At 67.3% G+C, this 13784-nt stretch carries 11 protein-coding genes and 1 riboswitch; of the genes, 3 read left to right on the plus strand and 8 right to left on the minus strand.

Annotated elements, in window-relative coordinates; all coding sequences use genetic code 11:
• The first annotated feature begins 143 nt into the window (after positions 1–143).
• A complete protein-coding gene (locus ACIA49_RS29690; protein WP_396380886.1) occupies positions 144–626 on the plus strand; it encodes an RNA polymerase sigma factor in 483 nt (160 codons plus the stop codon).
• On the plus strand, positions 623–1201 hold the full coding sequence (locus ACIA49_RS29695) for a methylated-DNA--[protein]-cysteine S-methyltransferase (RefSeq protein WP_396380888.1): 579 nt from the start codon (positions 623–625) through the stop codon (positions 1199–1201). The genes ACIA49_RS29690 and ACIA49_RS29695 overlap by 4 nt, the downstream gene beginning before the upstream one ends.
• 82 nt (positions 1202–1283) lie before the next feature.
• Here the strand turns inward: ACIA49_RS29695 and ACIA49_RS29700 are convergent, their stop codons facing one another.
• The 6 genes from ACIA49_RS29700 to ACIA49_RS29725 all read right to left on the minus strand — a co-directional run bounded on the left by ACIA49_RS29700 (position 1284) and on the right by ACIA49_RS29725 (position 7059).
• A complete protein-coding gene (locus ACIA49_RS29700; protein WP_396380890.1) occupies positions 1284–1955 on the minus strand; it encodes a class I SAM-dependent methyltransferase in 672 nt (223 codons plus the stop codon).
• 27 nt (positions 1956–1982) lie between these two features.
• Positions 1983–3326, minus strand: coding sequence for a purine-cytosine permease family protein (locus ACIA49_RS29705; protein WP_396380891.1), 1344 nt, complete (start codon positions 3324–3326; stop codon positions 1983–1985).
• Positions 3314–3434, minus strand: a riboswitch (TPP riboswitch). Its footprint overlaps the gene before it by 13 nt.
• A gap of 21 nt (positions 3435–3455) precedes the next feature.
• The gene (locus tag ACIA49_RS29710; RefSeq protein ID WP_396380892.1) at positions 3456–4118 is read right to left on the minus strand and encodes an alpha/beta fold hydrolase; all 663 of its coding nucleotides are present in this window, start codon (positions 4116–4118) and stop codon (positions 3456–3458) included.
• Positions 4115–4939: a hypothetical protein gene (locus ACIA49_RS29715; RefSeq protein WP_396380893.1), complete on the minus strand. Its 825-nt coding sequence runs from the start codon at positions 4937–4939 to the stop codon at positions 4115–4117. Before ACIA49_RS29715 ends, ACIA49_RS29710 begins: the two co-directional genes overlap by 4 nt.
• A 42-nt stretch (positions 4940–4981) precedes the next feature.
• Positions 4982–5512, minus strand: coding sequence for a DUF3152 domain-containing protein (locus ACIA49_RS29720; RefSeq protein ID WP_396380894.1), 531 nt, complete (start codon positions 5510–5512; stop codon positions 4982–4984).
• Between the two features lie 353 nt (positions 5513–5865).
• Positions 5866–7059 carry an ATP-binding protein gene (locus tag ACIA49_RS29725; RefSeq protein WP_391544326.1) on the minus strand — a complete coding sequence of 398 codons (1194 nt, stop codon included), beginning with the start codon at positions 7057–7059 and terminating at the stop codon, positions 5866–5868.
• Positions 7060–7277: 218 nt separating this feature from the next.
• Between ACIA49_RS29725 and ACIA49_RS29730 the strand changes: the two genes are divergently transcribed.
• Positions 7278–8300, plus strand: coding sequence for a GTP pyrophosphokinase family protein (locus ACIA49_RS29730; RefSeq protein WP_396380896.1), 1023 nt, complete (start codon positions 7278–7280; stop codon positions 8298–8300).
• Here the strand turns inward: ACIA49_RS29730 and ACIA49_RS29735 are convergent.
• Both ACIA49_RS29735 and ACIA49_RS29740 read right to left on the minus strand, forming a co-directional pair.
• Entirely contained in the window at positions 8287–9708 is a 1422-nt protein-coding gene (locus ACIA49_RS29735) for an MFS transporter (RefSeq protein WP_396380898.1), read from the minus strand. The genes ACIA49_RS29730 and ACIA49_RS29735 overlap by 14 nt on opposite strands.
• Before the next feature lie 81 nt (positions 9709–9789).
• Positions 9790–13686, minus strand: coding sequence for a S8 family peptidase (locus ACIA49_RS29740; RefSeq protein ID WP_396380900.1), 3897 nt, complete (start codon positions 13684–13686; stop codon positions 9790–9792).
• Positions 13687–13784: the final 98 nt, after the last annotated feature.

Raw genomic sequence — 13784 nt, forward strand, 5'->3', positions numbered from 1 at the left:
ACGGCGGGTGAGCAAGGTCGTCGTCATGTCAGCAATCTTCGCATCTATGTCTACTGAAGTACTCGACAATCCCATCATGCGGGACAACCGTCCGCAACGGGCCACCCTCACACTCTGCGCACCCGCTGCGTTTAATGGGCGTGATGACTGACGCACTGCCGCCGTTCCAGGCGCTCGTCGACGCGCACTGGCGAGACGTCGCCCGGCTCGCGCGTGCCCTCGCCGGGCCGGTGGACGGTGACGACGTGGCACAACGCGCCTGGGAGAAGGCGTTCGCCGCCTATGCCGGGTTGACCTCGGCCAAGAACCTGCGCAGCTGGTTGCTGACGATCACGGCCCGCTGCGCGACCGACGTACATCGGGCTCGAAAACCGCAGCGCCCACTCGATGATGCGCCGCCGATCGCGGTCGACGGCCCGGACGCCGCCGACTGGCCCGATCCCGACCTGTGGCAGGCGGTCAACGGGCTGCCCGAGCGGCAGCGGTACGCGATCACGCTCAAGTACGTCGGCGACCTCGACCACCACGGTGTGGCCGCCGCCCTGGACACCACCCCCGCAGCCTCGCGGCGCCTTGTCAGCGACGCCCTCGCGACCCTGCGCCGCACACTCGGAGTTGACGCATGAACGCACTGGAGGACCGGCTGACCCGGTTCAGCATCCCTGACCTCAAACCACCCGTCCTACCGGACGCCGACGTCGCCTACGCCCTGCACGACACCCCGATCGGCACGCTGCTGCTCGCGATCGCGCACGGCCGGGTGGTGGCGAGCTCTTTCGGCGACGAGGAGACGATGACCGGGCGACTGGCCCGCGCCATCTCGCCCCGGGTACTACGCCAGCCACGCGCACTGGACGTCGTACGGAAGGAGCTGGACGAATACCTCGCCGGAGAGCGGCAGGAATTCACCGTGCCGGTCGATCTCACCCTCGCGACGCCGTTCCAGCAATTGGTCCTGAGTGATCTCCGCACGCACACCAGCTACGGCCACACCAAGACCTACGGCCAGCTCGCCGGAGAGATCGAACGACCCAAGGCAGCACGAGCAGTCGGTACGGCGCTGGGCGCGAACCCCGTGTGTGTCCTCCTGCCTTGCCACCGGGTGATCGGGGCGAGCGGCGCGCTGACCGGGTACGCGGGCGGCCTCGAGGCGAAGCGCTACCTGTTGAACCTCGAAAAGAAAAGAATGCTTTCCCCGTAGCGGATTGCCGGGATTTACAGTTGAGGCAATCAGGAGCAGGTCCCCAATGTGGAGTGGGGATCTGCTCCTATTCTTTCGGGGTTCAGGCGTGGATCTCGAGGATCAGCCGGCGCCGGCCGCCCCACTCGCGCTTGTAGACCTTGTAGTTGTCGATCCCCGCGGCGGCGCAGAGCCGGCCGTAGCTGATCTCGTCGTGGATGTAGTGCACGCTGCTCAGCCCGTCGGCGTGCTCGGTGGTGACGATCCGGTGCTCCGGGCCCTGGCGCAGGCCCAGCGCGATCTCGCCCGCCTTGGCCGGCCCCCAGGACGGGCCCTCGATGACCGCGAGCCCGCCCGGCTTCAGCACCCGGGAGATCTCGCAGATCGTCGAGATCTGCTCGTCCTCGGCGAACAGCTCGTGGAACGCGGTCCACAGGCAGATCACCGCGTCGAACGAGTCCCACGCATAGGGCAGATCGGTCATCGACCCGATCGCCCAGTCGATCGCCAGCTCCTCCTCGGCCGCCTTGGCGCGGCCGGCCTCGATCAGGTTCGGCGAGATGTCGAGGCCGCGCACGGTCTTCCCGGCCCGCGCCAGCGGGAGGCTGATCCGGCCGTAACCACAGCACAGGTCCAGGACCGTTTCGCGGCCCTCCAGGAGCTCTTCGACGGCCTTGACGATGTCTGCGTCCCGCTCGGGCGAGGTCCGCGCGGACAGACCGTCGACGCCGAGTTCGGCGTACTCGGCCCGGCTGCGCAGTGCGGAGTTGAGCATGGGGGCAAGTATCCCGCGTGCCTCAGGTCAGTTGTCCACTGGTACGCGGGTCACGATCCGGCCGCGACCGATTTTGCCGAGCGCGACAGCGGCCACCATGGAAACGACGATGCTCGTATAGGTCGCGCCCAGCCAGCCCGGTACGGCGTGTCCGCCGAAGAGCTTGCCCTGGACATCGAGCCAGAACGGCGACCAGCCGGCGACCGTGCCCGGATTGACGAGCTGGTAGGCGACGAAGCCGATCAGCCACGCGACCGCGGGCTGCCAGCGGAACTTCGCCGTACCGGAAACGTCCCAGTTCATCTTGCTCACCAAGAAGAAGTCGGCGATCGCGACCGCGAACAGCGGGATGAAGACCGAGCCGATCAGGTAGAGGAACTGCGTGTAGTTGCCCAGGTCAACCAACAGCGCGAGGCCGGTGGCGAGGACACCGATCGCGACCGAGATCCAGCGACGGTCGACATGACCGATCAGATTGTGCGCGGCCATCGTGGTCGAGTAGACGTTCGCGTAGGCCTCGTCGACCTCGTCCACCAGCAGCACGAACAGCGCGATCGCGCCGGCCGGCAAGGTGACGAGAGCGGTGATCACGCCTTCGCTGTCGGTCTGCAGCGTCGCCACCGCGAAGACACCCAAGGCGTAGTACAGGATCGCGGCCAGGCCGTAGCCGAGCGCGGAACCTCCGAACGCGGCCTTGTTGGTCTTCGAGTGCCGCGTGTAGTCCGCGGCCAGCGGAGCGAACGAGACGACACCCGCGGCGGCCAGGTCGACGGCCGGCCAGAAGCCGAACACGCCGTCCTGCGGGAGACCGTGCACCGGCTTGCTCAGCACCTGAACAAATAGGTAGACCGAGGCAATCAAAACCAGCCAGACCATGAACTTGCGCAGGACTTTCACGCTGCCCAGCGGCCGGACCGCCATCGTGGTGGCGATGATTCCGGCCAGGACGACGAACAGCCAGCGCCAGCGTTCACTCGTCACCGCGACCGCGGCCTGCGCGATCACGATGATCTCCATCGTGGCCCAGCCGATGTTCTGCGCGATGTTCAGGACGGTCGGGGCCATCGACCCGCGACGGCCGAAGATGCCGCGCAGCGCGGTCATCGCCGGTGCTCCGGTCTGCGAGCCGAAGACGGCCGCGCCGCCGAGCACCAGCGCACCCATCCCGCACCCGACGACCACGGCCAGCAGGCCCTGCCACAACGACCCCGTGTACGCCGCGACGAGCGCGCCGGTGACCGGGCCGAACAGGGAGATGCCGAAGTTTCCCCAGAGGGTGAACTGATCGAGGAACCCGAGAGTCCTCGGTGCGTCCGTGGTGAGGACGAGCGGTGCCTCGGTGGTGGCAGGACGAATTGCAGTGTCAGTCATCGCGATCCCTACGCCGGCATTACCCGGTCAGGTTCAGGCGGTCGGCGACCCGGATTGTCTCGTCGCCCTCTCAGCCCGCATTCGGCGCGAGCTCCCGCAGAGGTTTGCTACCGCGTCAACGATACTGCGTCAGCCAGTTGGCCGCGCGGCGGCTGCTCGGTGGATGAGCGCGGCCACCTCCGGGCCGTTGGTCAGCACCGGCATGTGCGCGCCGGTGGACAGGGTCCGCGCCTCACCATGGGTCAGCGCGGCCAGCCTGCTCGCGAAGTCGGCTGACGACAGGTGGTCGTGCTGCGAGCGGATGATCACTACTGGTGCTTTGACCCGGGTGATCACTGCGGCCAGGTCGTGCTTGCGGCAGGCGGCCGCGGCCCGGGCGATCGTCGGCATGCCGGTCCGCGCGTACTGCGGGGCGAGGACTGGGATGAGCTTTGGCGACTCCGGGGCGGCGGACTCCAGCCAGCGCATGCCTAGGTCCAGCCAACTGGAGGCCTTGGTGTCACCGCTCGGAGCGATCAGCACCAGCGCGTGAACCAGCTCGGGGTGTGCGACGGCCAGCTCCACTGCGATCTGTGCGCCGGCGGAGTGCCCGACGAGCACCGAACGCTCGCGCACCTTCCGCTCCAGGATCGCGGCGAGAGCCTCGGGGTGCAGGTCCTCACGCTCGCCCGCAGGTTCGCCGTACCCGGGGAGTGTGACGACGTTGTAGGGCAGGGAGAGGTGCTCGACGGTCGGTGCATACGACTCGACGCCCAGTCCGAGGCCTGGGACGAGTACGACGGGGGTGCTCACTCCCAGGGCGGACGGCCGGGCGCGGACCGGACCACGGTGTCGTAGTCCGGCTTGAGCTCGCGGTAGCCGAGGAAGAGGCCGACTGCGAGGAGCAGCAGTCCGAACCCACCCCACCCGTACGCGGTCGGCAGCCGGTCGAGAGTGGAGTCAACGGACCCCAGACCGGTCGTCAGCACCATGATCAGCCAGATGAGCAGCGGGACGAGCGAGGCGGCGACCACTACACCGCCGATGATCTCGGACAGCTCCGGCTGCCGATTGAGCTTGCGGCGAGCCAGCACGTCACGCGCCCACAGCGCCAAGGCCGCCACACCGACCAGAACGATCAGCAGCTGACCGAGAGCGTCGATGACGTCGGTGCGCAGCGGGTGATTGAGCGGAGAGCCCGGTGCCTGGGTGATCTCCCGGATCGAGACCCGCTGGATCGAGATCACCATCAGTCCGTAGATCGCCGCGATCAGGGTGGCCAGCAGGACCACCTTGGCCGCCCGTGGGTCCCGGTCGGCGAAAGGCTCCTTACGCCCGTACGTCGGGAAGTGGTCCGGGTGCGCGTCCACGGGGGCGCCGTACGGGTGTCCGGGCCGGTAGCTCGGTGGCTGCGCCGGGTCGGTCGGCGGACCGCCGTACTGGCCTGGTTGGGAGCCGTAGGGCTGCGACGGCGCGTACGGGACAGGCGGTAGCGGCTGACCGCCGCCGGCATACGTGCCACCGCCGTACGGCGTGGGCGGAGCGAAGTGCTGCTCCTCGCCGCGCTGTGCGTTGTCCGGCTGCTGCTCAGGCTCCGGATCACGCCCGTACGTCGGGAAATCCTGTGACGACATCGCTGCTCCCTCCCTCGGGACTCAGCTTCTCACGGGAGCTGGTCAGGTGGCCTTGATCGTCGGCCATGCGTTCGGACGACAGCCACCCAGGCCCTTCGTCTGCTGCATCATCACCGGCGCGGGCGTCTTCGCCTTCGCACAGGTCGAGTGCCCATGCCCAAGCGCGTGCCCGACCTCATGGTTCACCAGATAGCTCCGGTACAGCGCGACATCCCCGCCGTACGCCGGGACCGCGTACATCCACCGCTTCGCGTTCAGCACGACCCGGTCCTCCACCCGGCACGACACCTCGCCACCGGTGTCGAGCGGCAGACACAGCTTGTCGGTCAGCGTCGGCGTGGCCACGATGATCCGCAGATCCACCTCATCGGAGTCGGTCCGCTCGAAGCTCACCGGATGCACCGCCTGCCACCCCCGCGGATCCGTCAGCGTCTTGTGAATCGCCTCCGCCACCGCCACCGGGTTCACCGACACACCCTGCTCGATCTCCACCCGGTACGTCAGCTTGTCCCGCACCCCGTTGGCCTTGTTCGACCCCGGCACCACACTCAGCCTGCCGCTCGACACCGTCACATTCGGCTTCGCACCCTTCGGCTGCCGAGTCAACGTAGGTGCCGGCCGCAACGGAGTAGTCAGATGCGCAGAAGGCGTAGCCACAGCTGTCGGTGTCTGTAGCGCAACCGGAGTGCTTGCCCCGGCAACAACCTCAGCAGCCAGACTCCGCCGCCCCGTCACATCCGGATGCACCACCATCACAGTCCCCAGCACCGCCAACGCAGTCACCGAAAACCACTGCACCCGATAAGACCGCCGCCGACTATGCCGCCCGCGCGCAGACACCCCAGCACGCTGGCCAGTCCGCCCGGTGGTCATGCCGATTCACCCTACAGACAGACCCGCCATGCACAAAAGGGCAGCCAGGAGCGTTACGCCGTACGGGTGCGGAGGAACTTGCCGAAGTGGGGGACGGTGAAGGCTACGGTGCCGCGTTCGGCGGAGAAGACGAGGCCTTTCTTGATCAGGCCGTCGCGGGCTGGGGAGAGGGACTGGGGTTTGCGGTTGAGGGTGGTGGCTACTTCGGCGGTGGGGACTGAGCCGTCGTCGGCGGCTATGCCCAGTTCGGCCATGGCTCGCATGTACTCGCGTTCGGCGGGGGTGGCGCGTTCGTAGCGGGAGCCGAAGAAGCCGACGGTCAGTTCGGCGGAGGCTTCGGGGCCGGCGACGGCTACGTCTTTGATGGTGATGGGGGAGGTGGGGGCGTGGTCCCAGGTGGCGTGGGCGAAGGCTTGGACGAAGTACGGGTAGCCGTCGGTCTGGGCGTAGAGCTCGTCCAGTGCCTCAGGGTCGTACTGAACGCCTTCGCTCTCCGCAGGGATCATCAGCGCGCGGTCACACGCCTCACGCGCCAGGCGGTCCACGCGGACGTAGCGGAACAGCCGCTCGGAGTACGACTTACTAGCGGACAGTACGGCGGGCAGGTGCGGCAGGCCGGCGCCGACAACCACCATCGGCGCACTCTGCTGCGAGATCTCGTGACAAGCCGCGCACAGCGCCGACAGGTCGTCCGCACTGATGTCCTGCATCTCGTCGATGAACAGTCCGACCCCGACGGACAGATCACCGGCCAGATCAGCCGCATCGGTGAACAGCTCGATCAGGTCCATCTCCAGATCACCGGAGTCGGCGCGACCCTTCGCAGCAGCCACGTCAACAGGCGGGTGCCAGCGAATGCCCTTCCGATCGTTCACGTCGGTCCGCAGCGCAAAAGCCTTCAGTACGGCGCTGAACTGGTCGACCCGCTCGTCGTCCCGGTGCCGGTGTCCCAGCTCCCGCATGGCCGTGTGCAGCGCCTGCGCGATCGGCAACCGGATGCTCTGATCAGGCCGCGCCTCGATCTTCCCGGTACCCCAGGCGCGCTTGATCGCCTGACTGCGCAACGTGTTGAGCAGCACGGTCTTGCCCACTCCACGGAGTCCACTCAGCACCAGACTCCGCTCGGGCCTGCCTGCGGCGACGCGCTCGAGTACCACCTCGAACTGCCGCACCTCGGTGTCGCGACCGGCCAGCTCAGGCGGGCGCTGACCGGCGCCGGGCGCATAGGGATTCCGAATCGGATCCATGCTGTCACTGTATGAGGCCGTCTAGCGTTTTCCGTAGATTGACCAATCAACAACCAGAGCGTGTCGCGAGTAGTGTCTACAGCTTTCTAGCGTCAGAACTAGATTTCACTAGAGGCGTCTAGCAACGATGTCGAACCGATGCCAGTGAATCGCTGAAGTCCGGCATTCGGCGAGTTTCGCAGGTGTCAGTGACGCGTCAAGAGCACTATGGTGCGGGCATGGTCGGGCGGGTGGAGTGGGCTGAGCAGGCCGCGGCGTTGTACGAGCGGGTGCACCAGCAGTACGTCGGCGGTGCCCGCAAGCTCGAGTCGCTGATCAACGAGCTGATCGGTGAGGAAGAGGGCATCAACTACCTCACCGCGACCGCCCGGGCCAAGGATCCCGAGTCGTTCCTGGCCAAGGCCGCCAAGCCGCATCCGGACGATCCGAACCGGCCCAAGTACGACGACCCGCTGGGGCAGATCACCGACCTGGTCGCGGCCCGCGTCATCACGTTCCTGGTCGAGGCGGTGGACCGGGTGTGCGAGGTGATCGCGGAGGAGTTCGAGATCGTCGAGCACACCGACATGGGCGCGCACACCCGCGCGCAGGGCGTGTTCGGCTATGCCAGCAAGCACTTCCTGGTCCGGCTGAACGCGCATCGGCGCGAGCAGCCGGAGTACGCCGTACTGAAGAACCTGGTGATGGAGATCCAGGTCCGGACCGCGGTCCAGCACGCGTGGGCCGAGTTCGAGCACGACATCCGGTACAAGCTGGACATCCCGCCGGACCGCAAGCCGGAGTTCGACCGGCGGTTCCTGCTGGCGGCCGCGCTCATGGAGCTGGCCGACAACGAGTTCACCGAGATCGACCGGCTCTACCGTGAGCTGGCCGCGGCCGCGCCGGACAAGTCGCCACGGGAACTCAACACCTCGATCCTGACCACGTACCTGACCCGTCGCTACCCGGACGCCCCGCACGCCAAGACGAACCACTATGCGTGGATCCTCGCCATCCTGGCTCGCATGGGCGTCACCACCGAGGAGAAGCTCACCGAACTTCTCTCCGGTATCGACAGCCTCGCCGTCCAGGCCGCCATGACGCATCGGTTTCCGGCCGGCACCGTACGGCGGCTGGACGACGACCTGCTCGCTGCGGGCGGATCGGCGTACATCGATCTGTTCCCGGACGAGGAGCGCCGGCAGAAGATCCTGCGCGGTCGGTTGAAGGCCCTCAGCCGGGCCGGCGTCATCGAGGCGTGACGAGGTCCTCGGCGACAACAGCCGCTGTACGGCGAGCCCAGGCACCTGTGGTGATCAGCCCAAGCGTGAGCACGAGCAGACCGCAACCGGCGATGAGGTACCAGTAGAGCCGGGCAGCTGAGACGAACCCGGTCTCGAGCGGTCCGACGAGTCGCGCGGCCAGAACCGTACCTGCGATCGCCACACCGAGTGAGGCACCGACCTGACGGCTCGTCGATGCCACAGCGGCCGCGACCCCCGCCTGCTCGCGAGGCATGCCAGAGACCGCCGCGTTCGTGATGGGGGAGTTCAGCATGCCGAAGCCGATGCCGAACACCAGATAGCCGAGCGCCAGCACCACAACGGTCGTCGAGGTGGTCAGCCGGGACAGGATCAGTCCGGACGCGGCCAGCATCGTCCCCGCCACCACCAGCGGCAGCCGCGGCCCACGGTGGCCGACAAGCCAGCCAGAGATGGGCGCGAACACCACAGTCATGGCCGCCATCGGCAGCGTCAGCAGTCCTGCATGCAGTGCGGAGTAGCCACGCACAGACTGCAGATACAGCGAGTTGAGGAACAGAAACCCAGACAGTGCAGAGAAGCCGGCCACTGCGATCAGCGTGGCACCGGAGAACGGCGCACTGCGGAAGAAGCGCGGCTCCAGCAGCGGCTGGTCCCTGCGCTGCTCATAAAGCACCAGCGTCACCGCAGCAACCACGGTCAGTGCGAAGCAGCCCAGAATCAGCGGTGAGGTCCAGCCGGCCTCACGACCCTCGATGATCCCGTAGGTCAATCCACCGAGCAGCAGTACGACGAGCACCTGCCCGACCGGGTCGATCCGTCGCGGTACCAGTGACCGCGACTCCGGCACGAACAACGCAGCCAGTACGACGGCCAGTACCGTCACCGGCACGTTGATCCAGAAGATGAACCGCCACCCGACGCTGTCGACCAGTGCACCGCCCACGACCGGGCCGACCGCCATGCTCAGTCCGACGACGCCACCCCACACACCGATCGCCTGCGCGCGCTCCCGCGGATCGGTGAACGTGTTGGTGATGATCGACATCGCCACCGGGTTCAGCATCGACCCACCGATCGCCTGCAGCATGCGGAACGCGATCAGCAGCTCCACCGTCGGCGCGAACCCGCAGAGCAGCGACCCGATCCCGAAGAGCACCAGACCGGCCTGGAACGTCCGCCGCCGGCCGACCCGGTCCGCGGTAGATCCGGACACCATCAGCAGACTCGCCAGCACCAGCGTGTAGGCGTCGATCGTCCACTGCAGCCCGGTCACCGACGCGCCCAGCTCGGACCGGATCGCGGGCAGCGCCAGGTTCACGATGGTCGAGTCGAGACCCACGATGAACAAACTGGAACAGCAGATCCCGAGTACCGCCAGCCGACGCCTGCGACTCAGTTCGCCCACGGCTCCGACACTACAGCGAGCAGGAAGGCTGATGGCTGGGTGTCCGCCGCCCCGCGGACACCCAGCCATCGGCGGGGAGGATCAGCGAACGCCGAAGACGTCGCTGATCGTTTGTAGGACGCTGTTACCGGACTGATCCGTTGCATCGACTCGCAACGAGACCGTCTTCGCGCCACGCGGCGGAAGCAGCAGGCCCTGGTAGACGCTGCGCAGGTTGACCCCGGCGACGACCTTCCAGCTCTTGCCGCCGTCATAGCTCGCACTGACCTTCACCGTCTTGAACGTCGCGGTCCGCGGTTTCGCAGTGCTCTCGTAGTACGGCTTGAGCTGCAGTGGAACCATGCCGTGGGCAACCTTGTTGCTCTGGTCGGTCGGTGCCGAGTACCGCACGTACAGCAGTTGCTGCGGCGCACAGACATCCGCCTGGTAGCAGGTGGTGTTCCCCATGGCCGACGTACCGACATGCTGCGAGCTGAAGGTCCACTCCGAGTGCTGCTTGGCGCCGTACCGATAGAGGTCGGGGTAGCGCGCCATCTGCGGACTACTGAGGTCGGTGTCCAGCACCAGCTTGTACCGGGCAGCCGCGGCTGGCAGGTCGAAGGCCGGATAGCCCCCGTCGTACAAGGTCCCGGGGATCTCCTGGTTGCCGGCGTACAGCTTGGCCGCTGCGCCGACCACGCGCAGCGACGGCACCACCAGCGGGTCGGAGTTCGCGTACTGCGGTACGACGACCAGCCGGTCACCGTCGCGGCACGCTGTGCAGTAGCCCATGTGCTGCAGGTTGGTCGCGGACGCCGGTACGTCGGACGCTCCGATGCTGCGCGGCGCGCCCAGCCAGCGCTCGTCCGGCATCCGGCCGGTGTGCAGGATCGTCCGGCGCTCCTCCGTCGACGCCAGGCCGTTCTGAGTCCCAGCGGACCTGATCCACTGCTGACCGGGGACGATCGGGCCGAACAACTCGTCTCTGGTCAACGGCACCTTGTTCAGGTAGGTCGTCCACTGGAACAGGTTTGGTTGCTGCTCCTTGCTCAACCGCTGACCGGCGAGCGACTTGGCACCGTACGCGCCCGGCTGCCACTCCGGCGTGTAGCTCGACCTGATCCGCGCCAGCTCCCGATCGTGCACCTGGAAGGACATCGACTTCGGGAAACTCGGGAGCACCTTGGACAGGTGATAGAGCGTTGGTGCGTCCGGTGTCCCGACTAGCGTCACTGTGACGGTTCCCTTGGCGAGCAGAGCGTGCAGGCTCGCGGCTTGGACGGTGTCGAGGGCTGCAACCGGCAGCGCATCGGTCTCCAGCCGGTACGGGTACGGCTCACACATGTAACCGATGGATTCCTGCAGTACGCCGACCGCTCCGGCCGCCTTGAGCGCGGCAACGTCGTCGCCGCTCAGTGTGCACTCCGACCCACCCTGTCCCGCGCTGAAGGACATCAGCACGAGCTTGCCGCGGACACCGGCCAGCTCACCCGGGTCCAGGGACCAGCCGATATCAACCACCGGCAGCTTCTTCCAGGTGCCGTCGAGATGCGGCGCGGTGATGTTGAAGGCCGCGTTGCCCGGATAGTTGGGCAGCATCGACAGACCGCGCCCGTTGGCCGAGTCGGCCGTCAACTGCAGCTGCGGCCGGCCGCGGGTGGTGACGAAGTTGATCAGGTAGTTACCGCCGGCCGCCACCGGCTTGTTCGGAGCGACCAGGTAGTCCCCGTCACCGTACGCGGAGAACTCCTCGGTGATGATCCGTCCGTTGGACTTGTCCGCGTTGTAGCGCTGCTCGACCAGTCCGCCGCCCAGCGGCTGGGTCGGCGTGTCCGTCGCCATCCGGAACGGAGCCGCGTCCTTGTCGTCGAGCGCCAGCTCCGTCGGCCCCTGCACGGCGACGTCAGGTTCGGAGAAGAGAACGCGCTCGAGCCGCTCGGACGCCTGATGCCGGGTGCCGGCGACCCGGATCCAGTAGTGCCCCGGCGGCAGGTCCAGCGTCACGTCTCCGCTCGTCGGGTCGCCGCTCGAGCGGGTGTAGGTGGAGACCGGCGGCACTGTAGCGTCCTCCGCGTTGAAAGCATTGACGTACGCGTCGGTGTACATCGGTGCCGACAGCTTCAGCGACACATGCACCGGATAGGTCTGCCGCGACTTCCGCATGGCCAGCGGAGTGCGCACCTGGGTATCCCCCGCAGTCGCGACGACCGCGCCCGACGAGAACCCACCAGCCAGGACCCCAGCGTGCACCGTGACGTCGACAGTCGCGGTCCCGTGCGCCGGTACGACGACCTGTCCCGGTACGGCGGCCGCTGCGCTCGTGTCGACCCCGGTCGTGGTCCGGAGCGAGCTCCTGAGGCTCAGCGTGACATCGGCTGCACTGTCGTTCCGGTAGGTGACCGGCCGGACCACATCGCCCTGCTCGCTGTCGAGGATGCGTCCGAAGTCGACCCCGCTGGTGACACCGACGACCTGCTGCGTCACAGCCCGAGCGACGTCCACCCGGCCGGCGCCCTGCTCGTAGACGGCGTACGCGTCGTCCTTGCTCGTACTCATGAGCGCAGCCTTGAGCTGCGGGCCGGACCAGTCCGGGTGCTCTTGCAACAGGATGGCGGCTGCGCCTGCCACATGCGGTGTGGCCATCGACGTACCGGAGGCGCTGGTGTAGTTCGCGTCCACTGGGTCGCCCATGGTGGTTCCGGCGGCGCGGGCAGCGACGATGTCCGAGCCCGGCCCCGAGATGTCCGGCTTACTGACCCGGTTCACGGACAGAAGTGGTCCACGGCTGGAGTAGTACGCGAGCTTGTCGGACTTGTCGACCGAGGCCACCGTGAGAGCCGCCTCGGCGACCCCAGGGCTACCGACCGTGGAGGCGCCCGCCTGGCCCTTGTTCCCGGCCGCGATCACGAACAGAGCGCCGGTCGACGCGGTCAACTGGTCTACCGCGATTGCTCCGGGGTCCTGCGAATCGTCGGCGTACGGGTCTCCGCCGAGGCTGAGGTTGATCACCTTGGCGCCCTGCGCGGCCGCCCACTCCATGCCGGCGATGACGTCCGACTCCAGCCCGCTGCCGGTGTGGTCGAGCACCTTGCCGACCATCAGGTCGACGTCAGGCGCCACGCCCTTGTACTTGCCGCCTGAGGCAGCCCCTGACCCGGTGATGATCGAGGCGACGTGAGTACCGTGGCCGAAGCCGTCGACGATGTCCGGGTCCGGAGTGAAGTTCTTCGACGCGGTCACCCGGCCCTTGAGGTCTGGGTGGTTCGGATCGATGCCTGTGTCTAGTACGGCGACCTTCACACCCTTGCCGGTGTAACCAGCCGCCCACGCCTGTGGCGCACCGATCATCGGCACGCTCTGGTCCAGTGAGGCCGTCACCTTGCGGTCGAGCCATACCTTCGCCACACTCCGCTGGAACGATCGCGCACTGGCCTTGCCAGCGGTGATCGACGCCCAGAACGCACCAGCCTCAGCCTTCGGTACGTCGACCGCAGCAGCGTGCAGACTGCTCAGCTCCGCAGTCGGAGTCACTCCCGGTACGGCGTCCGCCTGGCCGAGCACCTTCGCAGCCTGAACCGACGAGGCCATCTGGGTGATCAACGGCAGCTGCTTGGCCGCGCCGTCGCCGTACCCGTTCTCGACCAGATACGAGACGTCGAACAAGGTCTCGTCCAGTACGCCGGACGCGATCAGCGGACCGGCATCGTCCGGAACCACCTCACGCCGACCGTTGGTCTCAGTCATCCGCAGCAACGGCCGGTAGCCGTTGGGTCGCACAGCGGCCTCCATCGAGACCTGGGTGCCGTCGGGGCCCGGCGTCAGCGTGACCTTGTCGCCGGTGATCAGGGTGACAGTGGTCGGCGCGGCGACGCGTGGCAGGCCGGAGGCGACCGGCTGCGGCGCGGTGGCCTGTACGTCGGTGGCCTGTGCGTCGGCAGCGGTCAGCGCACCGGCGAACAGGGCCGTTCCGAGCAGAACAGAGAGCACAGGTCGGGACATCTGGCGGCTCCTCACAACAGGGGGTAGTAGGAGCGTCACCGAGCCGTGGAAATGCTGTAAAGAAGTTCTGGAGACTGGTACAGGCCAATGACCGGTAT

The sequence above is a fragment of the Kribbella sp. NPDC051587 genome (assembly GCF_044453945.1).
Lineage (GTDB): Bacteria > Actinomycetota > Actinomycetes > Propionibacteriales > Kribbellaceae > Kribbella.

What these genes read in the sequence shown, in the direction of transcription:
- ACIA49_RS29730 (WP_396380896.1), top strand. Translation starts at nt 7,278, where the DNA reads ATGGTCGGGCGGGTGGAGTGGGCTGAGCAGGCCGCGGCGTTGTACGAG.
- ACIA49_RS29705 (WP_396380891.1), bottom strand. Translation starts at nt 3,326, where the DNA reads ATGACTGACACTGCAATTCGTCCTGCCACCACCGAGGCACCGCTCGTC.
- ACIA49_RS29740 (WP_396380900.1), bottom strand. Translation starts at nt 13,686, where the DNA reads ATGTCCCGACCTGTGCTCTCTGTTCTGCTCGGAACGGCCCTGTTCGCC.
- ACIA49_RS29715 (WP_396380893.1), bottom strand. Translation starts at nt 4,939, where the DNA reads ATGTCGTCACAGGATTTCCCGACGTACGGGCGTGATCCGGAGCCTGAG.
- ACIA49_RS29725 (WP_391544326.1), bottom strand. Translation starts at nt 7,059, where the DNA reads ATGGATCCGATTCGGAATCCCTATGCGCCCGGCGCCGGTCAGCGCCCG.
- ACIA49_RS29700 (WP_396380890.1), bottom strand. Translation starts at nt 1,955, where the DNA reads ATGCTCAACTCCGCACTGCGCAGCCGGGCCGAGTACGCCGAACTCGGC.
- ACIA49_RS29690 (WP_396380886.1), top strand. Translation starts at nt 144, where the DNA reads ATGACTGACGCACTGCCGCCGTTCCAGGCGCTCGTCGACGCGCACTGG.
- ACIA49_RS29695 (WP_396380888.1), top strand. Translation starts at nt 623, where the DNA reads ATGAACGCACTGGAGGACCGGCTGACCCGGTTCAGCATCCCTGACCTC.